Source organism: Octadecabacter antarcticus 307 (assembly GCF_000155675.2).
Lineage (GTDB): Bacteria > Pseudomonadota > Alphaproteobacteria > Rhodobacterales > Rhodobacteraceae > Octadecabacter > Octadecabacter antarcticus.
Map to the genome: position 1 here is coordinate 3,533,578 of NC_020911.1, position 20,261 is coordinate 3,553,838.

Consider the following 20,261-nt stretch of genomic DNA (forward strand, 5'->3'; position numbering starts at 1 on the left):
AAGCTCACCTCCCCCGGGATATTTTCAAGACAAAAACATGCGGAAGACAGAAAGTACTAAGAAAGAATGACCGCTTCGGCAGCTTTGATTGCCGCCTCTGCATTGCTGGCATCTTTGCCACCACCCTGCGCCATATCAGGGCGACCGCCGCCACCTTTGCCACCCAGTTTGGCCACAGCCGCGCGGACCAAATCAACCGCACTGATTTTGTCGACCAGATCAGCCGTAACACCTGCAGCAACCGCTGCCTTGCCGTCACCTTCCGCGATCAGCAAGACCGCACCGCTGCCCATGGCCGATTTCATGTCATCGATCATCGCTGGTAAATCCTTACCGGTGACGCCCTGCATCACTTGCGCTTTGAACGCTACCCCATTGATATCCTTATCTTGTGTGCCTTCATCTTTGGCACCGCCGCCCATCGCCACCTCACGGCGCAACTGTGCCACTTCGTTGGCCAGCGCGCGACGTTCATCCATCAACGCTTTGACACGGGTCGCAACATCTGTGCCCTTTGACTTGAGCATGCCCTCGACATCAGCCAAAGTTTCGTCGCGTGTCCGCAAGTAACGCCGCGCGGTTTGACCCGTCAGCGCTTCGATGCGTCGCACGCCATCCGAAGAGGCCCGCTCAGACGTCAACGCAAACATGCCGATGTCGCCCGTGCGCGCCACATGGGTGCCACCGCACAGTTCCAGCGAATAGGTCTGCCTGTCAACACCCTTGCCCGTATTCGCGCGCCCCATGGACACAACGCGAACTTCGTCGCCGTATTTTTCGCCGAACTGTGCCTGAGCGCCAAGTGCGCGGGCGTCATCCGGTGTCATGATCCGCGTGGAAACGGTAGTATTTTGTTGGACGTAATGGTTGACGTCGTGTTCAACTTGCGCCAACTCCACAGCCGTCATGCAGCTGGTATGGGTGAAATCAAACCGCAAACGATCCGCAGCATTCAGCGATCCACGCTGGACCACATGATCGCCAAGTGCGACCCTTAAGGCTTCGTTCAGCAAATGCGTGGCGGAATGGTTGGCGCGGATCGCAGAGCGCTGCGCGTGATCGACGACCAGTTCGCTGCCTTGGCCCGTGGTGATCGCTCCGGCCGTGACCTCGGCCATATGCAAGAACAGACCGGCCACCTTTTTGGTGTCGGTGACGCGGGCGGTTCCAGTGTCTGTTTTAACCGTGCCTTGGTCACCCTCTTGCCCGCCGCTTTCGCCGTAAAACGGGGTCTGGTTAAAGATCAGCGCGACGCAATCACCTGTGTTAGCACTGTTAACGGGGTCGGTATCTGACACGATTGCCAGCAACTGGCCTTGTGCGGTTTCGGTCTCATATCCCAAAAATTCCGTGACGCCGTGCGCATCCACAATATCAAACCAGATTGCCGCATCCGCGGACGCGCCTGTGCCCGTCCAAGCCGCGCGCGCCTTGGCCTTTTGCGCATCCATCGCCGCCTTGAACCCGTCAGTGTCCACGCCGCGACCCTTTTCGCGTAGCGCATCCTGCGTGAGATCCAGCGGAAACCCAAACGTATCATAAAGCTTGAACGCCGTCGCACCGGACAGATCAGACCCCTCGGGCACATCGACAAGCGCGTCGTCCAGCAGTTTCAAACCACGGTCCAGTGTTGTTTTGAACCGGATCTCTTCGTTAAGCAGCGTGTCTTCGATCAGCGTTTGGCCCTGCCCCAATTCAGGATAGGCCGCGCCCATCTGTTGGATCAAGGCCGACACCAACCTGTGCATCACCGGATCCTGCGCCCCAAGCAAATGCGCGTGACGCATGGCGCGGCGCATAATCCGGCGCAGCACATAACCGCGCCCTTCGTTTGATGGCAAGACGCCCTCAGCGATCAGAAAAGAAGTGGATCGCAGATGGTCGGCAATGACACGGTGGTGCACGTTGCCATCCCCATCGGGGGCACCGTCGGTGGCATTCGCTGACGCTTCGATCAAGGCGCGCATCAGGTCGGTGTTGTAGTTGTCATGATGCCCCTGAAGCAGCGCACCAATGCGTTCCAGCCCCATGCCCGTGTCGATGCTTTGCATTTCCAGCAGCTTCATGGTTCCGTCATCGAACTGTTCATTCTGCATGAACACGATGTTCCAGATTTCAATAAACCGGTCGCCATCTTCGTCTGGTGATCCAGGGGGGCCACCCCAAATATGATCGCCGTGGTCATAGAAAATTTCAGTACACGGACCACAGGGGCCGGTTGGCCCCATGCGCCAGAAATTATCGTCCGTTGCAATGCGGATAATACGGTCTTCCGGCACGCCGATCTTTTTCCAAAGATCATAGGCTTCGTCGTCGGTGTGGTAGACTGTCACCAGCAGCTTGGATTTATCGATGCCAAAATCTTTTGTCAGCAGGTTCCATGCGAACGGAATGGCTTCGGATTTGAAGTAATCTCCAAAACTGAAATTCCCGAGCATTTCAAAGAACGTATGGTGGCGCGCAGTATAGCCAACGTTATCCAGATCGTTGTGCTTGCCGCCTGCGCGCACGCATTTTTGCGACGTGGTGGCGCGTTGATAGTTTCCTGATTCAACACCTGTAAAGCGATTCTTGAACTGCACCATGCCACAGTTGGTGAACATCAACGTCGGGTCATTGCGCGGCACCAACGGGCTGGAGGCCACGACCTTGTGACCATTACGCGCGTAGTAATCAAGGAAGGTGGATCGGATGTCGGACAGGCTGGTCATGGGTTTGGCTTTCCGTCAGGGTCAATCAATGCTGTCGTGAAATAGCCCCGCACCCGACGCAAGTCCACAGCGCAACACGAAAAGGGCGCAAGGTTTCCCCTGCGCCCCAAATCTAACTGCAAACCAGTTTAGTCTTCGAGCAGTGCGTCGTCTTCTTTGCCAGGCTTCTTGGGTGCGCCGTCAAAATCAAGCCCGTGCGCTGCGCGGATTTTGTCCTCAATCTCGATTGCAAAATGTTGGTTTTCTCGCAGGAATGTTTTGGCGTTTTCACGGCCCTGTCCGATGCGTTCATCACCATATGAGAACCATGAGCCGGACTTTTCAACAATGCCGGCTTTGACACCCATATCGACCAGTTCGCCCAACTTGGAAATGCCTTCGCCATACATGATGTCAAATTCTACCACCTTGAACGGTGGCGCGACCTTGTTTTTGACAACTTTTACTCTGGTGCTGTTGCCAACGATCTCATCGCGATCCTTAACAGACCCGATGCGGCGAATATCCAGACGGACGGAAGAATAGAATTTCAGCGCGTTACCACCGGTCGTCGTCTCCGGAGAGCCGAACATAACCCCGATTTTCATCCGGATTTGGTTGATGAAGATAACTGTACACTTGGTGCGGCTGATAGATCCAGTCAGCTTGCGCATCGCCTGGCTCATCAGTCGGGCGTGAACGCCGACAGAATGATCACCCATGTCGCCTTCAAGTTCGGATTTCGGCGTCAGGGCAGCAACAGAATCGACCACAATCATTGATATCGCGCCAGAGCGTACCAACGTGTCGACAATCTCTAAGGCCTGCTCGCCAGTGTCGGGTTGCGAAATCAGTAGATCATCAAGGTTAACGCCAAGCTTTTTGGCATAGCCCGGGTCCAGCGCGTGCTCTGCGTCGATAAAGGCGCATACCCCACCTTTTTTCTGCTCTTCTGCAAGGCAATGCAGCGTTAGCGTGGTTTTACCAGACGATTCCGGCCCGTAAATTTCAACGACGCGTCCCTTCGGGATGCCCCCAATACCAAGCGCTATGTCCAATCCAAGCGAGCCCGTTGACGTGCTTTCGATCTCTTGCACGGCACTGCCGCCCAACGTCATGATCGACCCCTTGCCGAACTGACGTTCGATCTGTGCCAGCGCCGAATCGAGCGCCTTTTGCTTGTCTGCTGATTTCTTGTCTGTCATCTTTAATAGCTCTGCCGTTGCCATGATTTTTGTCCTTATTCCATGCCCCTGCAAGGGTAGCAATTGATGCTTTGTTCACCTCTTGTTCTCGCCCTTATGAGATCAAAACAAGAACACTTCAACTAAAATCGTTCACAACTCATCTTTCCCGCAGAGGTATTAAGGAGTAGTTTACAGCATAGTTATCAACAGGAGTGGTATGTAAATGCTTGTATTTGCGAAGGAAAGATTGGTGTTTTTGGCGATGCCGAAAACGGGAACATCCGCGCTAGAGGCAGCATTAGCTCCACGTTCGGACATGGTGATACGCAATCCACCGATTCTAAAACATACGCCAGCCTACCGATATAACCGCCTTCTAAAGCCCTATCTTGAAAAATGCGGGCTGGAGGACATGAAGCTGATCTGTGTTGTGCGCCACCCGATTGGTTGGCTGGGCAGTTGGTATCGTTATCGTCAACGCGCCGACGTGGATGGCCTTTCCCACAGCACCAAGACCGTCGCTTTTGACGATTTTGTGAACGAATATGCCAAGGGAGAACCGGCTGTATGGGCAAACGTCGGCAGTCCAACAAAGTTTCTGCGTCGCGGCAGCGGTGAGATGATCGTCGACCACCTGTTCCAATACGAACAGATGGATAAACTGATTGCGTTCTTAGAGGATCGGTTGGCGTTCGAAATTACGCTCAAGCGCCGCAATGTGTCCCCTGAAGGCGACCTGACGCTCAGCGAAAAAACCGAAGCGAAACTGCTGCGCAAAAGGCCAGACATGTATTCGGACTGGAACACTGCAAAACGCTAGATATGGTTGCTCGATTGACATGACGCGCGCGGCGCCGCTTTGACCCTCATCTGACACTTTAACTGCACAGCGTCCGGCCAAGTGCCGAGCGCTTTTGTTGTTTAGAGCCCGCAGCGACCGGTGCTGCGTTACTGGCTTTTCTTTTGGCGCAACCTGACTATCCTGATCGGTAATATGAATATGAACAGACGCCATTTCCTTGCCACATGCGCCACGTTGAGCATGGCGGCCTGTGCGGGCAATGCCCCGACAGCGCAGCTAATCACTGCGCAAGATTTGCCCGCCGACCTCCGCCCCGCGCAGAACGCAGGATTCATCGACTGGGTTGCGCGGTTCAAATCGCGCGCAGGTTCTGCGGGCATATCGTCAGCAACGATAGACGCGGCATTCGCAGACGCGGGCTACCTTCGCGGCGTCGTTGCCCGCGACGGCAGCCAAATCCAGACCCGCCGCACGCTAGAAGAATACCTGTCAATCGCGACATCAGATGAACGCATCCGAAAGGGACGCGCGGCGTTCTCACGCCATGCAACGACGTTCAGCGCGATTGAAACCCAATACGGCGTTGATGCGTATATCGTTGCTGCAATCTGGGGCATGGAAAGCCAGTACGGGGAAAAACGCGGGCAAATCCCGGTCATCTCAGCGACGGCAACACTGGCTTTTGATGGGCGTCGCGGTAATTTCTACGAAAGCCAATTATTGGCCGCCCTGCGCATCCTGCAACGCGGCGACACCACGCCTGCACAATTGGTCGGAAGCTGGGCGGGTGCGATGGGACACACACAATTCATCCCGACGTCCTATCAGGCATTCGCCGTTGACTTCACCGGTGACGGGCGACGCGATATTTGGGGGGACGACCCCGCAGACGCGCTGGCCTCCACCGCGAGCTATTTGGCCCGAAACGGTTGGCGCAGCGGATTGAAATGGGGTGCTGAGGCTGGCACTGATGGCCCATCAGGGCGCACGATCCAACCGCAAAGCGGCGGTGTGCGCTTTACGGTGACGCGCAACTTTGATGTCGTAAAAACCTATAACAATTCCGACCTGTATGCGCTTGGCGTGGGATACTTGGCCGACCGCATCGCGGGTGCGGGTCCGTTGCAAGGCAGCTTTCCACCCGACGCTAACGGCTTGACCCGAACAGACCGGATTGATCTGCAACGTCGTCTTGCGGCTCGGGGCTACGATATCGGGACAATCGATGGGGTTGTCGGCGCCAAGACAGAAGCCGCAATTCGCGATTTTCAGCGACGACAGCGATTGGCAGTGACTGGCATTGCAACGGCTGACGTGCTTGTCGCGCTGCGCTAATTGCCCGACGCGAACCAGTTTCTTTGTGCTAACACATGCCAAGTTCTAACTGGGGCCTAAACAGTGCAAAGGTGAACATCATGCCCACACCGACCCTTCTGCAATTCGTCTTTGGCGCTTATGTCGTCGTCGTTTCGATCTTTCTGATCTCCGAAAACCGCGCGCCAAAATCCTCATTCGCTTGGATGCTGCTTTTCATCATATTGCCAGGCTTGGGATTGGTCATCTATTTGTTCGTTGGGCGCGGCTACAAGGCTTTTGTACGTAAGTTTCAGGTAAAAGAGCAGGACGCGCCAGCACAGATACACGGGCTGTTGCAAGACGTGCGCGATCAACATGACGCAGCACTCACCCGTCTGAACGCGGAAAACCCCACGACTGCGCGGGTCGCGACGCTGGTCCATTCCAATGCAAATTCACGCATTACCACATCAAACCAGATCACAGTTCTACAGGATGCGACACAAACCTATCCGGCCCTTATTGCGGCGATGAAACAGGCCACGTCGTCGATCCACCTAAGCTATTATATCTGGAACGGTGACGCATTTGGGGATCGCCTGCTGGCCGTCTTGACCAAGAAAGTGTCGCAAGGCGTCGCCGTTCGTATCCTGTACGATTCGGTTGGCAGCTTTCCGGGTCTAGGCTGGCGCTATCTGCTCAAGGCGCGCGCGGCGGGGATTGAGATACGCCCGTTCTCCGCGCTGTGGCGCATCCACACAATATCTTATCGAAATCACCGCAAGATTGCTGTGATCGACGGCATCACCGGATTTACGGGCGGTCTGAACATCGGGGACGAGCACCTTGATCCACCAACCGGTTTTGCGCGGTGGCGCGACACACATATACAGCTAACCGGCAGCGTTGTGTGGTCTTTGCAATCGGTCTTCCTGATCGATTGGGCCAATGCAACCGACGAGATCCTTGATCTGGGCCCCCTCTTTCCCGCAGTCACGCAGAACGATAACGCAGCCAACTTGCCAATCCAGATTTGCCTGTCTGGCCCTGACACCGAATACGCCGCGATCAGGCAGCTTTATTTCGAACTGATCGTCTCTGCCAAAACGCAGGTCTTGATCCAGTCACCGTTTTTCATTCTGGATGAAACATTGGCCGAGGCGCTAAAGCTCAAGGCGCGGTCAGGTGTCGATGTGCAGGTGATGATTTCACCAAAAGGTCCAGGGCAGTTTTTGCCGTATTGGGCTGCGAATACCTATGCCATCGAAGTGGCGCGTGCGGGGGTCAAAGTGCACCATTACACGTCCGGGTTCCTGCACGCCAAAACGGTCTGTGTCGATGGTGAAGTCAGTTCAATCGGGTCGGCAAATTGGGACATTAGATCGTTTAGTATTAATTACGAACTCACAGCCGTGATTTATGACAAACACGTGGCGCAGCAACTGGTTGTCGCATTTCACAATGATCTCGCTGATTGTGTGGCCTTTGACGTGACCCAGTATAAGCGCCGTGGCCGATTGTTACGGTTTCGCGACAGTCTGGCGCGGCTTGCGTCCCCCTTGCTTTAGCGAAATGCGAACGTCGCCGAGACTGGAAAATGGTCTGATGCCTGTCGCGCCAGCGCGCTGTCGTGGACCTGCGCACCCACCAACCGCAATACGCTGTTGTGAAAAATCCGGTCAAACCGGATCATCGGCCAACGCGTCGGAAAGCTGGGACCAAGGGCAACTTCGCTTAGACAAGCATAGATCGGCGAAAGGCTCGGTGGGGCTTTGCCAGCCGCGTTCAGATCGCCTGCCAGCACAGTGGGTTGCAAAGGGTCGATGTGGGCTGCCAGGTCCTGTGCCTGACGGCTGCGGTGACGCGGCACAAGCCCAAGGTGCGCATGGATTAAATTCAGCTTTTGCGATCCTATTTCCAGCTGTGTGGCAACAGCACCGCGCGGTTCAAGTCCTGACAAGGGTATCGGGTGTACTGATGTCACGCGAACAGTTTTGCGCACCAGCAGCATGTTCCCGTGCCAGCCAAGCCCGGGATGGTCTGGCGCTACGTCAATGACGCTAAGCCCCGTGCGCTCAAACAAATCTTTGGTCGAAAAGATCGCACGCCTGCCCTTAAACCTGAAATCCGCCTCTTGCAGGATAACAATATCTGCCACCGCCGCGTTCAACACGTCAAGAATCCGTTCAGGATTACGTTTGCCATCACGCCCGATGGCTTTACGGATATTATAACTGGTGAGTGTGAACGCGTTCTCAGACATGGCTGATCCCATAACAAGTCTGGCGCAACAACAACATAGGGCTAGTTCCCCAACCCGATTGAGAACGCCGGTGGAATACTGCACCACTTAGCGGCTGGATTATCCGGCTGCAGATAGGCTGATTGGCCTGTCCTGCTAGGCTCTTCGTTTTGACGGGGGGCGGGATTGAAGCACGTGGTGTCTGACGTCAGCGCTTCTGGGTCCAAATAGGCATATTTGATAAGAGAGTGTTGTTGGCTCATCGTAACCACAGAGGAGTGGGACATGAGACAGACAACTGGAACACGCAAAAGCCCGGGTGAGAAGATCGTCAAAGATATCAAACGGGCGACCCGCAATCATTATTCATCTGAAGAGAAGATTAGGATCGTCTTAGACGGTCTGCGTGGGGAAGACAGCATTGCCGAGCTGTGTCGTCCACTGCCCGGCAGTGCATGTTTACATGCACGAGAGGGGTGAAGGCATCTCCCAAGGCATCTACTACAAATGGTCCAAGGACTTTATGGAGGCCGGTAAGAAGCGCCTTGCGGGCGATACCGCCCGCGCCGCCACAACCGACGAGGTGAAGGATCTGCGCCGTGAAGCACGTGATCTGAAGGAAGTCGTTGCGGAGCAAACACTTGAACTCCGCTTGCTCAAAAAAAGCATGTTCGACGGTGGGGGCGACCACGAATGAGGTATCCCGCATCAGAGAAGCTGGAGATCATCAAGCTGGTCGAGGGGTCGCATCTGCCGGCCCGCCTGACTTTGGCCAAGCTCGGCATTCCACGCACCACATTCTACCGTTGGTATGATCGGTATTGGCAGCGTGGTGAGGCTGGCTTGCAAGACCAATCTCCCAAGCCAAAGCACGTCTGGAACCGTATTCCTGACGAGGTGCGACGTCGGGTTGTGGACCTTGCGCTGGAAGAGACAGAACTGTCACCGCGTGAACTGGCAGTGACCTTCACAGATAAGGAAAGCTACTTCGTATCAGAGGCTTCCGTATACCGTATGCTGAAGGCGCATGACCTGATCACCAGCCCAGCCTTCATCGTCATGAAAGCCGCCAGTGCGTTCAAAGACAAAACCACAGCGATCAACCAGCTTTGGCAAACTGACTTCACCTATCTCAAGGTTCTGGGATGGGGCTGGTTCTATCTCAGTACGATCCTAGACGATTACAGCCGTTACATCATCTCCGCTGCCCGGCAGGGTATTGCGCAGCAATGTCCCGAGAGGGTGGAAACTCTGCACCAATATGCGGGCTGAGGACGTGACTGACACGCTCGACTTGGCCCTTAAGGCGTCCGGCTGTGATCAGGTTCACGTCGTTCACAAACCACGGCTGCTGAGCGACAACGGATCCAGTTACGTATCCGGTGACCTGGCTGAGTGGTTGCAAGGGAAAGGCATGAAGCATTCTCGCGGCGCGCCATATCATCCGCAAACACAGGGCAAGATCGAGCGATGGCATCAAACCTTGAAGAACCGCATCCTCTTGGAAAACTACTTCCTGCCAGGTGATCTTGAAGCCCAAATTGAAGCATTCGTCGATCACTACAACCACCAGCGCTTCCACGAGAGTCTGAACAACGTCACGCCGTCTGACGTCTACTTCGGCCGTGACAAAGCCATTCTACAACAAAGGGAAAGGATCAAACGAAAGACACTCGAAGCGCGCCGCTTGCATCACAGCCTGCACGCCACATAATGAAACCAACCAGATGAGCCGAACGCTCTCTTAATTTAAGCCGCCTTTGGTGCCAAAAACCCTGACGACGTACACCCCCGAAGCAGGTAAGGATAAATCTTATGCTGGGGGTGTTTCTTGCTCGTGTTTGGCGTCTGATAAATAGGAACCAATCGCATCAGGCGGCGAACGCGATGGCGACCCCATGTGTGACCATGACGCTGCATGTGTCGTGCCATTCACTGCCCGGCAGTGCATACGGAGTATGCATGAGAGGGTGCCGAGATCCATACCATGGCGTTTCTAAGAACTGCTTGTCGATCAATTCCATGAACCGCAGGTTCTCAGCACTCTCGCCTTTTGGAGCGTAATACAGATTTGAACGTGCCAGCGACAGCATCTGGCATTGCCGCCGCACGCTGACCTTCGGATGGTTTCTTTCAATGCACATCTGCCTGCGATCCTTGCTCAACGATCCCAGGCGCGTTTCAAAAAATCGCGCTCCACCACCAACTGACCAATCGTGGAATGAAGTTTGTCTATCGCGGCGTCATCGACCTGCGCTGGATCACCGCCTCGTTTAGAAAACCCCGCAGCCATATTCTTAATCGCGGCGCGCTTCCAAGTCCCAATCTGCGTAGCCTCTCAGTGTTTGCAAGCAAACACCTGCCGGTAATAGATGCACGCCGTATTTTTTCGATAACTCCGCCATTGTCATTTCTTCGCGGATCGCTTCAAGCGCAACCTTGGCCTTGAAATCAGGCGAATGGTTCTTTCGTTTCGTCATTTTGGATCATCTCTTTCACAAGTTGATCCACCTTAACTACTGGTCCGAATTCCCGCGACCACCTCTCGATTGAAGTGGTCCGGCAAAACTGGACAGCGTGCTAAGATGTATCCAACACGAACGAATGGATACGAGGATGACAAAGCGACGGAACTTTTCAGACAACTTTAAAGCTACTGTGGCGCTTGAGGCGCTGCGCGGTGACAAGACGGTTCAGGAGATTGCGGCCAAGCGGCAGCTCCACCCAACCCAGGTGAGCACATGGAAACGACAGGCGATCGAAGGCATGGCCGGGGTTTTTACCGACAAGGTCAAAAAGGCTCAGAACAAGGCCGGTGAGATTAAAGAGCTGCACGCCAAGATTGGTCAGTTAGCGGTGGAGAACGTTTTTTTGTCACAAGGGCTGAAGACAGGTTATTTCGCTAAAGCGAATTCACCGGGGTGAGCCCATCAAAACGCCGCGAGATGGTCCGCAAAGAGAACACAAAACTGAGCCTGACGCGCCAGTGTAAGCTGCTCAAGATCAGCCGTTCGTCGATCTATTACACACCAGTTGGGGTGAATGCTGAGACGCTTAAGCTGATGCATGAGATTGATCGGATATTTACGAAATATCCATTCTTTGGCAGCCGACAGATAGCAGCCTATTTGCCCCAGTCAGGGTTCTCTGCGGGTCGGCATCGTGTTCGTCGCCTGATGAACATCATGCCTTGCCCGGCAGGCGATGCAAAGCATCGCTGAGAGGGGGTTGTAGGCCATCTACAAGGGGCCGAACACCAGCAAGAAGCACCCACAGCACCGCATTTATCCATACCTGCTGAGAAAGTTGGCAATCACCCGACCCAATCAGGTCTGGTGCAGCGACATCACCTACATACCCGTCAAGAATGGTTTTTTATATCTGGTGGCGATCATGGACTGGGCAACGCGAAAAGTGCTGACTTGGCGGCTCTCAAATACGCTGGATGCTAGCTTCTGTGTTGAGGCGCTGGAGGAGGCTATCGCCCGATACGGCAAGCCAGAGATCATGAACACGTCCAGGGCAGCCAATACACTGGCGCGGGTTGGATCACAACTTTGACCGAAGCCAACATCAAAATATCAATGGACGGACGCGGCCGCTATCTCGACAATATCTTCATCGAACGTCTGTGGCGATCCCTGAAGCAGGAGGCCGCTTACTTGCATGAAATCACCGATGGGTTCCAAGCAAAACGGATCATCGATACATGGATTGGGTTCTACAACTCAGAACGCCCTCACACGGCCCTTGATAAGCGAACACCGGACATCGCATACTTTGGCCATGCGGAGATACGAAAAGCGGCATGAACATAAATCAGATGCATCTTAGCCAAGCCACATACCTGTCCTGAAAAGCAGGACCACTTCATTGCTACGCCAGTTCTTCCCGAAAGGAACTGACCTGGGCTGCCTCAGTCAAACCGCCCTGAACGACGTCGCACGCCTGATGAACGACCGGCCTCGTAAGACACTAGGATCGAGAACTCCCGCTGAAGCCATGGCCGAAGAACTTACGGCCATTAAATTAATCGTCGCACTTCAATCTTGAATCCAAGCAGGCCGAAGAGCAAAGATGGAACCTTTCGACCGACCGGAAGGCAACTTTCTATCCAGATTGGGCTGGCGATTTACTCAAGCGAATGGTTGGCGAGGAGAGGCTGGTTGTGCAAACAATTCCATACGGTAAAAACCCCGTGACTGCTATCTTTGACATTCGCGGATTGGAAACCGGACTACGTCAGCTTTCCAGCACATGTAATTGGACTTTTTGAACGCAAACGCATTTATTTAGGCTGAAAACCTTTCGTCTATACGTGGTTGGGGCGAGGCGTTTGCCTAGATGCCCTTGAGCGCGGTGCCGCGGAAGCACGGCTAAAAACTTTGAAATAGTATCAAGTGCTGGATCAGTTTGATAAAAACTCTTGAGATCACGGCCTCACCCCCCCGTAGGGGGTGGTAGTGGCGCACCTGATTTGCAATGATGTGCGCTACCACAGCTCTTGAGGTGGTCACGCAAATCATTCGGTTAATCCAGTTTCTACCGCGTATTGCTGCAGGATGGCTGGTTTCTGGCACCTCGCAAATGCAGCGAAGGTCATGTGTGGATGGCTCCTGCATAGGAAGACATTTTTGATCAGATTTGTGCATTTGTCAGAAGCAGTCATGTGTTCCCGCTGCCCGGCAGTTGATTGCAAGGCAATCAATGAGAGGGGCCTGTTTGCGCGGTTTTTGACCGCTGGCCCTGATGGATTCCGAAAACCAAGTCCCTATCAGCTTTGCGGGCTTTAATGCCCGAACCATTCGGCGGGGTGTCTTGATTTTGGCGGCAGACTTATGCACCATCATCTCGCAGGTCTTGCTAACTCGTTGTTCCTTTGTCTCTCAAACTGTGTGGGGTGTGTATGGTTCGTTGCGGGTCAGGACCGCCCAGACAATCCTTGCCGTTTTATTGGCCATAGCGACTGTTGCGACGCGCGCAGGTTTTCGTTCCAGCAGCGATATCAGCCATTTGCTGGCGCGCTCCGGGTGGGATTTGGTCTGTCGGACAAGTGATGTCATGCCGACGACGAGCAAGCATCGTAAGTATTGATCACCCATTTTCGTAATGCGCCCCAGTTTCTCTTTCCCGCCGCTGGACTTGTTTGCAGGCGTCAGACCCAGCCATGCTGCAAACTCACGGCCATTGCGGAACTGATGGCCGTCACCAATGCTGGCGATGATTGCCGAGGCTGTCGCATCTTCCTTGGCGACCAGCTTGAGCCGTTCTTCATACCACCGGATTCGGGCGTGAAGTGCCACGAGGTGCTCACACAGGTTATGGATCACCTCATTGGCAATCTCGGGCAGATCTAGCACTTCGCCTACTAAAATATCCTCTGCAAATCCGATGACCCGCGCGAGGCCCTTCGCGATGTAAACGCCGAACTCAGCGACCATACCACGCAAGCCATTGATCAACTGGGTGCGTTGTCGGACAAGCAGAGCCCGTGCGCGATGCAGCGACAGCAGAGCTTGTTGCTCAACGGTTTTTATCGCAACAAACCGCCCTCTCGGTGAATGCAAGCTTCACCTGCCGGCAATGATCGTCGGACGCGTTACCGCTTCACAAATGGCCTCGGCATCGATGGCGCCAGACTTCCCGCGTTTGACGTATGGCTTGACATATATCGGCGGGATCAGCCGAACATCATGGCCCAACGCCGTGAGTTCCCGGGCCCAATGATGCGCGCTGCTGCAGGCTTCCATACCAATCAGGCAGGGCTCAATCTTGGAGAAGAACGGCAACAGCTGTGCCCGTCTCAAAGGCCTGTTGAAGGCGACCTCTTCGTCTTCTGTGATCCCGTGAACTTGAAAAACGTTTTTGGCCAGGTCGAGGCCGATTGTTGTAACTTGCATGGGGTGGCTCCTCTCATTTGCCGTTTGTGACATCTGCAGTATGACGCATTGCGACGTCGGTTGGAGCAGAAGCCATCCACCCCATCAGATTGACAACTTCCCTTTGTTCTTTTTGATAAAGGCATAAAGCGCAGCGCGATTGCGTCATGAAAGGGTTACGAAACCGATACCGCACGCATCATGTTCGCCCCTGTTGAAAAATGTTAATGTTCAACGGAGATAAATAACCGTGATGAAGTTATGTTGCCGGCAACGCTTGGCAACATTTGCAACGATCACAAACTTTACTTCCAAACATAGTCACCCTTCACAGTGAACAACCCTTGGAATTGCGATGCCTTCTTGGCCTTATTGACAGTCTTCAGATGCAACTTCTATCACATTCCAGGAAGCCAGAGAGCCAGTTGTGGAAACACGATCAACAAGAACACCAGCAGCATCGAGCATCCCATATAGGGAAATGCCGACAAGTAAATCTCGCGCATCGTCGTGTCTTTTGGCGCTACCCCCTTCATCACGAACAGCAATAAGCCAAACGGTGGTGTGGTAAAGCTGATCTCAAGCGCGAGTAAGATGATCAAGCCAAACCAGACCGGGTCAAACCCCAGCGTTGCAGCCAACGGAAAAAAGATAGGCACAGTCAGCAGCATCATTGAAATCTGCTCCATGAACATACCTAACAGCAACAACACGCCAAACATCACCAGCAGCATTGCAACAGGTGCCAGATCAAACGAAATTGCCCAGCGGATTAGCCCACTTGAGGCGCCAGAAAAGGCCAGCAACTGGCTGAACGTAGCAGAGCCAAACACGATCAAATAAGCCATCAGCGTCACCCGCAACGCTCCAACCACCGATTTTTTCATCGAGTCCCAGGTCAGGCAGCGAAACAACACCGCCAAAATCAGTACACCAAGTGCGCCAAACGCCGCTGCCTCAGACGGAGTGATTAAGCCACCGACCATACCGATCACGATCAGAACCATGACGGACAACATCGGTAGCACATCACCAAAGAGCAACCGTGCTTTCTGCCCAAAGCTAAGGGTTTCGACATCATAGGCAGGGGCCGCCGATGGATCGATCTTGGTCTGCACATAAATCGTTGCGATATAGAAACTGGCTAATATCAACCCGGGAATGATGCCCGCAATCAGCAACGCACCCACATCAATCCGCGCAAGTGTCGCTAGAAGAACAGCAAGGGCAGACGGTGGAATGATGATTGCCAAACCACCCGTACCCAGGATTGGCCCAATGGACATATGTTTCTTATATCCACGCTCCGTCATCTCCGGCACCATTAAGCTGCCCAAAAGCGCGGTGGATCCCATCGATGACCCGGACAAGGTCGAAAACGCGGTGCCACCAAGAACCGTAACATAAGACAACCGCCCCGGCAGTTTACCCAGCAGACGGTCGATTGCATTAAACATCCGCGCGCCAAGCCCTGTGTGAAAGAAGATCTCTCCCATCAGCAAAAACAGCGGTATCGGGACCAAAGCATAGTTAGTCAGCCCTCCAAACCCGTTGTTCAGCAGCAGCGTAATCCCTTTGGCACCGCCCATAAAGAACCAGGCGCCCACGATATTGGCTGCAAGAAAGGCCAGCGCCACGGGCATGCCAACCGCCATCAAAACAAGAACAGACCCGAGCAGCAGGGCCAGCGATTCAAACCATTCCATTATTCGTGTATCCCTGCTTCTCCGGAATGCATCAGATCACGACCAAAGACAAAGCGGGAAAATTCGATGGCCATCAGGCCGAAACTAACTGGAAACGTGATAGTAAGTATCCATTTTGGAAAGTAGTAGGCGCGCACATCCAGATCGTTGCGCACGATGTTGCTGATGAAAAGCTCAGCCCCCTTCCACGCTAGTATCAAAGAGACAGTAACGCAGGCTGCAGCAACAAGTCGGCTCACGATCCTGCGCATTCTGCTCGGTAATGCGGCTGTGACCAGTTCGATATGCACATGGCCTTTTTCACGTACCAGCCACGGTGCTCCCAGCATGGTCATGTAAAGGATCGCGTATTCAGATGAGGTAAAAAGCCAGGCAAATGGTTGCAGTCCGGCATTGCGCATCACGACCGACATGATGACTGAAATCATCAGCCAGACAAGCATAAGCCCCGCAATCCCTGCCATTGCATAAAGGAACCCTTGATATAGTTTGCCCACCAGTTCCATGTCCTGCCCTTCTTGCGTGGTGCGGCGCACCAGTGTTTTGCTGCGCCGCCTTTGGTTTATTATTTGTAGAATAGCTCAATCAGCGTGTCGAAATTACCGTCACCTTGAGGGCTTTCAGCCATCAGACCTTTCATGCGGTCCCACGTACTTTCAGTCGCTGCTGTCAGAAAGGCAGCGGCTGCATCCCCTTCCAGCGTAACAATTTGCATACCTGCCGCTTCAAGCGCCGCAAAATCTTCGTCGCGCACTGCTCCCAGCTTTGCAGCACTTTCGGCCTCATGGGCGATTGCAACGTCTTGCAGAATTGTCCGAGACTCCTCTGACAAGGAATTCCACTTTTCAAGATTCACAATCGTACCCAAATCGGTTGAGAAAAAGCATGGCTCGATCCGGTAGTTCAGAAATTCATTCCACTTTAGATCAATCAGGCCGATCTGGGTCCAGCCGGTTGCATCTACTACGCCACGCTCAAGCGCGGAATAGACCTCAGTAGTGGGCAGGTCGATTACTTGGGCACCAAGGTAATCAGTGAAGAACGCATTATACACAGCGTTACCACGCAATTTCAGGCCAGATACATCCAGATTGCCTTCAGCATCCAGCGTTGGTGCATCACGAGTCCAAAGGTTATAGCAGACGCCAGAATCAAACCAACCAAGGTACTTCACGCCCATCTTTTCCTGGTGAATCTGATCGATCAGCTCAATCCCGCCATTGGCGCGGGTTTCGACAGCTGTAAGGTTAGACGTGACCAGCGCGTCTTTTTCGGGCAGCGCACCAGCGTAAAAACTACCAGGCGTATAAACCATATCAACGACACCGGCACGCACAGCATCAGGCTGCTGGAACATACCAATAGCCTCTGGCCCTCCACGCACTTCGATCTGGACCACACCTTCACCAGCGACATTTACTTTGTCGACAAATTCCAAAAATGACTGCGTGTAGATCAGCAATTCAGGAAACGCATGAACGGCTGTGATGGTATCTTCCGCAAAGGCGGCAGACGTCAGGACTGTTGTGGCAAGGATACCACCAATAATATGCTGTCTCATTTGGTCTTACTCCAAGTTAATAGGGTGTCTTCCTGACGCCCTTTTTGGTTTTGGTACCAGCCTACGAAGGGCACAGTACCGTCTCAAGATGTGGGCATTGCCCACGGATGCGCCACGAGTCGTGCGGCGCGAAACTCAGCTATCTGCTCGTTATACTGCGCTGTGAGGTCGATATCGTCCCACCCATTCACCAATTTTTGCTGCCAAACAGGTTCTAGATTAAAGGGGACGACATGCCCGCCAATCACCGCGCGGCTCACTGACAAATCAACCTCTGCGACCACATCTTTGTCACCTATTAAGTCTATCAGCAGCTCAATCTCTGCGGTGTCCAGCACCGCAGGCAACAGTCCATTGTTCACCGCGTTACTCTGGAAAATATCCCCAAAACTGGGCGCAAAAACTGCTTTTACACCAAAATCAACCAACGCATAAACTGCGGCCTCACGGCTGGATCCGCCACCAAAGTTGCGGCGCGTCACCAGAATATCGACACATTTATGCCGGTTTAGCACATGGTCTGCATCGTCTTGACGGGCGTCATGAAGCAGGAACCCCCCGTAGCCTTTATTACGCGTCGTCGACATAAAACGCGCTGGGATCAGCTGATCGGTGTCTACATTGGCTTGAGCCAGCGCCACGGCGCGACCCGCAATCTTTGTCCAGCCGCTCATAGACGTCCCTCCAAAAGGGGGCGCACATCCGTGAGATGCCCAGTTACTGCGGCAGCGGCAACCATAGCAGGGCTCATCAAGTGAGTGCGCGCACCACGACCTTGGCGGCCCTTGAAATTTCTGTTGGTCGAAGACGCACACCGTTTGCCTGCTGCTACCAGATCGCCATTCATCCCCACACACATTGAACAGCCCGCATCGGCCCATTCCAGACCAGCGCCAACGAAAATCTGTGCCAGGCCTTCCGCCTCTGCCTGCTTTTTGACGGCTGCCGAACCTGGCGACACCAGGCCTGGTATGCATGCTTTGCGTCCTGACAAGACCTTTGCCGCCAGACGCAAGTCCTCAATTCGGCCGTTAGTGCAGGAGCCAATAAAGATTTGATCGACCTTAACAGTGTCGATCGGCATCCCTGCGTCAAGGCCCATATATTCAAGTGCCAAACGCGCATGTTCGCGCTTGGCCCCAAACAATGTAGCAGGATCGGGCACATGCCCCGTAATTGGAAGGGCATCTTCAGGTGAGGTACCCCATGTCACGGTTGGAGCGATTTCGCATGCGTCAATAGTCACTTCTCGGTCAAATGCAGCACTTTCGTCACTGTGCAGGGCCTGCCAATCAGTCAATGCCGCATCCCAATCAGTGCCCGTCGGGGCAAAATTCCTGCCCTTGACGTATTCAAATGTCACCTGATCTGGTGCGATCAGTCCCAAACGCGCACCTCCTTCAATGCTGAGGTTGCATAAGGTCAAACGGCCTTCCATGCTCAGCCCCTCAATCGCGGTACCGGCATATTCAATCGCATGGCCCCGCGCCCCGTCGGCACCCAGCTTTGCAATCCAATAAAGCGCTAGATCCTTGGCTGTAACAGCGGGGCCAAGCGTGCCGTTCACCTTGATACACATGGTTCTAGGGCGGCGTTGCCAGATCGTTTGAGTTGCTAAAATATGCGCTACTTCGGTTGCCCCGACGCCAAATGCCAGCGCACCAAAGGCCCCATGGGTCGAGGTGTGGCTATCACCACAATTGATCAGCAAACCCGGCAAGGTCAGCCCCTGTTCTGGCCCAATCACATGAACAATACCTTGCCCAGGGTCACACAGATCAAACAGTCGGATGTCGTTTTTTTTCGCGTTGTACCCCAGTGTATCAATCATCCGGCGGATATCCGGGGCAACATCACCGGTGCGGGTCGGTGCGTAGTGGTCAACCACACCAAATGTCAGATTAGGCGCGTTGACCTTCATGCCACGACTTTGAAGATTGGCAAAGGCGTGATGCGAGCCTTCATGCACCAGATGCCGGTCGACCCACAGCAAGCTTGTCCCATCCCCACGCTGCATAATCTCATGTGCGGACCAAAGCTTGGCAAACAGAGTTTGCGGCGTAGTCATTCTGCAGCTTCTTTACGAGTAGGGTTGATTACGGGTTCCCAATGGCGGGTTTTACCAGCGCCCACATGGCTTAGCGACATCTCAAGCTGGAACATATCAGGACGGTATAGCGCTGAGAGGTACTCAACCCCCTGCTCGCTCGCATCACGCACAACCCTGTCTAGCGACAACAAAGGTGATCCAATACTTACGCCCAAAACCTCTGCTACTTCGGGCGAAGCCAGCGTGGCACTGACGGACTGGTGCGCGGCAACAACTTTCACGCCTGAGCGTTCGAGCAATCGAAACAAGGGCGTTGTGGCCAGCTCAGCCTCAGTATAATTCTGAGCAATTCCTTCTGGCACCCAAGTGGTCAAATGAGAAAATGGCTCTCCCTCCACCAGACGCAAGCGTACTGCAGCTTGAACGCGGGCTTTCGGATCAAGACCAAGTGCTCGTGCAACGCCGCCCGGTGCTACGCCATAACTAAAAGACAAAAGCCGCGCAGTCGTATTTTGCCCCATCTCAACCAATTGCGGCATCAGTGTGCTGAAATCGGCTACCATCGACGGCTGCGGCCTGGGGGCACAAACAGTTGTACCAGACCCTGCGCGCCGCTCGACCAACCCGTCACCCTCTAAGGCATCAAGCGCACGCCGAACGGTGACACGCGACACATCAAGAGTGACTGCTAGTTTCTGCTCACCGGGCAAAACAGCACCTGCAGCATACACGCCACGCATAATTTCTTCGTGCAGGTGTAAATAAATGCGCCGCGCCTTGCCCCCTCCGGGCAGTCCTTTCGACTTTTTGATGCTGGATAATTGCGCCACCTTTGCCCCTCTAATTCC

Annotated in this window: 14 protein-coding genes and 4 pseudogenes; 6 read left to right on the plus strand and 12 right to left on the minus strand. The window is 54.0% G+C overall.

Going from position 1 to position 20,261, the window contains the following annotated elements; all coding sequences use genetic code 11:
* Positions 1 to 56 precede the first annotated feature (56 nt).
* Both alaS and recA read right to left on the minus strand, forming a co-directional pair.
* Positions 57 to 2,711, minus strand: a complete 2,655-nt coding sequence (gene alaS / locus OAN307_RS18085) for an alanine--tRNA ligase (RefSeq protein ID WP_015501026.1) — start codon at positions 2,709 to 2,711, stop codon at positions 57 to 59.
* A 128-nt stretch (positions 2,712 to 2,839) separates the two neighbouring features.
* Complete coding sequence (recA, locus tag OAN307_RS18090; RefSeq protein ID WP_015501027.1) at positions 2,840 to 3,919, minus strand: recombinase RecA; 1,080 nt, start codon at positions 3,917 to 3,919, stop codon at positions 2,840 to 2,842.
* Positions 3,920 to 4,100: 181 nt separating this feature from the next.
* Here recA and OAN307_RS18095 point away from each other — a divergent pair, with 181 nt between their 5' ends.
* The 3 genes from OAN307_RS18095 to cls all read left to right on the plus strand — a co-directional run bounded on the left by OAN307_RS18095 (position 4,101) and on the right by cls (position 7,543).
* The gene (locus OAN307_RS18095; RefSeq protein WP_015501028.1) at positions 4,101 to 4,697 is read left to right on the plus strand and encodes a hypothetical protein; all 597 of its coding nucleotides are present in this window, start codon (positions 4,101 to 4,103) and stop codon (positions 4,695 to 4,697) included.
* A 174-nt stretch (positions 4,698 to 4,871) separates the two neighbouring features.
* Entirely contained in the window at positions 4,872 to 6,014 is a 1,143-nt protein-coding gene (locus OAN307_RS18100) for a lytic murein transglycosylase (protein ID WP_044044945.1), read from the plus strand.
* Between the two features lie 80 nt (positions 6,015 to 6,094).
* Positions 6,095 to 7,543: a cardiolipin synthase gene (cls, locus tag OAN307_RS18105; RefSeq protein ID WP_015501030.1), complete on the plus strand. Its 1,449-nt coding sequence runs from the start codon at positions 6,095 to 6,097 to the stop codon at positions 7,541 to 7,543.
* Here the strand turns inward: cls and OAN307_RS18110 are convergent.
* Complete coding sequence (locus tag OAN307_RS18110) at positions 7,540 to 8,238, minus strand: endonuclease/exonuclease/phosphatase family protein (protein ID WP_015501031.1); 699 nt, start codon at positions 8,236 to 8,238, stop codon at positions 7,540 to 7,542. The genes cls and OAN307_RS18110 overlap by 4 nt on opposite strands.
* 264 nt (positions 8,239 to 8,502) lie before the next feature.
* Between OAN307_RS18110 and OAN307_RS18120 the strand changes: the two are divergent.
* Positions 8,503 to 9,931 (plus strand): annotated as a pseudogene (locus OAN307_RS18120) (IS3 family transposase).
* Between the two features lie 157 nt (positions 9,932 to 10,088).
* On the opposite strand, the gene OAN307_RS18125 reads toward OAN307_RS18120, so the two are convergent.
* Both OAN307_RS18125 and OAN307_RS26900 read right to left on the minus strand, forming a co-directional pair.
* The gene (locus tag OAN307_RS18125) at positions 10,089 to 10,361 is read right to left on the minus strand and encodes a hypothetical protein (RefSeq protein ID WP_015501032.1); all 273 of its coding nucleotides are present in this window, start codon (positions 10,359 to 10,361) and stop codon (positions 10,089 to 10,091) included.
* 153 nt (positions 10,362 to 10,514) lie between these two features.
* On the minus strand, positions 10,515 to 10,697 hold the full coding sequence (locus OAN307_RS26900; protein WP_015501033.1) for a transposase: 183 nt from the start codon (positions 10,695 to 10,697) through the stop codon (positions 10,515 to 10,517).
* 136 nt (positions 10,698 to 10,833) lie between these two features.
* On the opposite strand from OAN307_RS26900, the pseudogene OAN307_RS28350 reads away from it, so the two are divergent.
* Positions 10,834 to 12,029 (plus strand): annotated as a pseudogene (locus OAN307_RS28350) (IS3 family transposase).
* A gap of 52 nt (positions 12,030 to 12,081) precedes the next feature.
* Positions 12,082 to 12,270 (plus strand): annotated as a pseudogene (locus OAN307_RS30305) (IS30 family transposase); the annotation flags it as partial.
* Between the two features lie 833 nt (positions 12,271 to 13,103).
* On the opposite strand, the pseudogene OAN307_RS18150 reads toward OAN307_RS30305, so the two are convergent.
* From OAN307_RS18150 to OAN307_RS18180, 7 genes and pseudogenes are all read right to left on the minus strand, one after another.
* Positions 13,104 to 14,117, minus strand: a pseudogene (locus OAN307_RS18150) (IS110 family RNA-guided transposase).
* Positions 14,118 to 14,494: 377 nt separating this feature from the next.
* Positions 14,495 to 15,802 (minus strand): TRAP transporter large permease, encoded by a 1,308-nt coding sequence (locus OAN307_RS18155; protein WP_015501034.1) that lies wholly within the window; start codon positions 15,800 to 15,802, stop codon positions 14,495 to 14,497.
* Positions 15,802 to 16,308 carry a TRAP transporter small permease gene (locus OAN307_RS18160; RefSeq protein WP_015501035.1) on the minus strand — a complete coding sequence of 169 codons (507 nt, stop codon included), beginning with the start codon at positions 16,306 to 16,308 and terminating at the stop codon, positions 15,802 to 15,804. Before OAN307_RS18160 ends, OAN307_RS18155 begins: the two co-directional genes overlap by 1 nt.
* 59 nt (positions 16,309 to 16,367) lie before the next feature.
* Entirely contained in the window at positions 16,368 to 17,363 is a 996-nt protein-coding gene (gene dctP / locus OAN307_RS18165) for a TRAP transporter substrate-binding protein DctP (RefSeq protein WP_015501036.1), read from the minus strand.
* An 83-nt stretch (positions 17,364 to 17,446) separates the two neighbouring features.
* On the minus strand, positions 17,447 to 18,037 hold the full coding sequence (leuD, locus tag OAN307_RS18170) for a 3-isopropylmalate dehydratase small subunit (RefSeq protein ID WP_015501037.1): 591 nt from the start codon (positions 18,035 to 18,037) through the stop codon (positions 17,447 to 17,449).
* Positions 18,034 to 19,431 (minus strand): 3-isopropylmalate dehydratase large subunit, encoded by a 1,398-nt coding sequence (gene leuC / locus OAN307_RS18175; protein ID WP_015501038.1) that lies wholly within the window; start codon positions 19,429 to 19,431, stop codon positions 18,034 to 18,036. Before leuC ends, leuD begins: the two co-directional genes overlap by 4 nt.
* Positions 19,428 to 20,243: a GntR family transcriptional regulator gene (locus tag OAN307_RS18180; protein ID WP_044043989.1), complete on the minus strand. Its 816-nt coding sequence runs from the start codon at positions 20,241 to 20,243 to the stop codon at positions 19,428 to 19,430. The genes leuC and OAN307_RS18180 overlap by 4 nt, the downstream gene beginning before the upstream one ends.
* Positions 20,244 to 20,261 lie beyond the last annotated feature (18 nt).

Bases quoted from the DNA above. Each gene is read 5' to 3' on its own strand.
- alaS (WP_015501026.1), bottom strand. From the start codon at position 2,711: ATGACCAGCCTGTCCGACATCCGATCCACCTTCCTTGATTACTACGCG.
- recA (WP_015501027.1), bottom strand. From the start codon at position 3,919: ATGGCAACGGCAGAGCTATTAAAGATGACAGACAAGAAATCAGCAGAC.
- OAN307_RS18095 (WP_015501028.1), top strand. From the start codon at position 4,101: ATGCTTGTATTTGCGAAGGAAAGATTGGTGTTTTTGGCGATGCCGAAA.
- OAN307_RS18100 (WP_044044945.1), top strand. From the start codon at position 4,872: ATGAATATGAACAGACGCCATTTCCTTGCCACATGCGCCACGTTGAGC.
- cls (WP_015501030.1), top strand. From the start codon at position 6,095: ATGCCCACACCGACCCTTCTGCAATTCGTCTTTGGCGCTTATGTCGTC.
- OAN307_RS18110 (WP_015501031.1), bottom strand. From the start codon at position 8,238: ATGTCTGAGAACGCGTTCACACTCACCAGTTATAATATCCGTAAAGCC.
- OAN307_RS18125 (WP_015501032.1), bottom strand. From the start codon at position 10,361: ATGTGCATTGAAAGAAACCATCCGAAGGTCAGCGTGCGGCGGCAATGC.
- OAN307_RS26900 (WP_015501033.1), bottom strand. From the start codon at position 10,697: ATGACGAAACGAAAGAACCATTCGCCTGATTTCAAGGCCAAGGTTGCG.
- OAN307_RS18155 (WP_015501034.1), bottom strand. From the start codon at position 15,802: ATGGAATGGTTTGAATCGCTGGCCCTGCTGCTCGGGTCTGTTCTTGTT.
- OAN307_RS18160 (WP_015501035.1), bottom strand. From the start codon at position 16,308: ATGGAACTGGTGGGCAAACTATATCAAGGGTTCCTTTATGCAATGGCA.
- dctP (WP_015501036.1), bottom strand. From the start codon at position 17,363: ATGAGACAGCATATTATTGGTGGTATCCTTGCCACAACAGTCCTGACG.
- leuD (WP_015501037.1), bottom strand. From the start codon at position 18,037: ATGAGCGGCTGGACAAAGATTGCGGGTCGCGCCGTGGCGCTGGCTCAA.
- leuC (WP_015501038.1), bottom strand. From the start codon at position 19,431: ATGACTACGCCGCAAACTCTGTTTGCCAAGCTTTGGTCCGCACATGAG.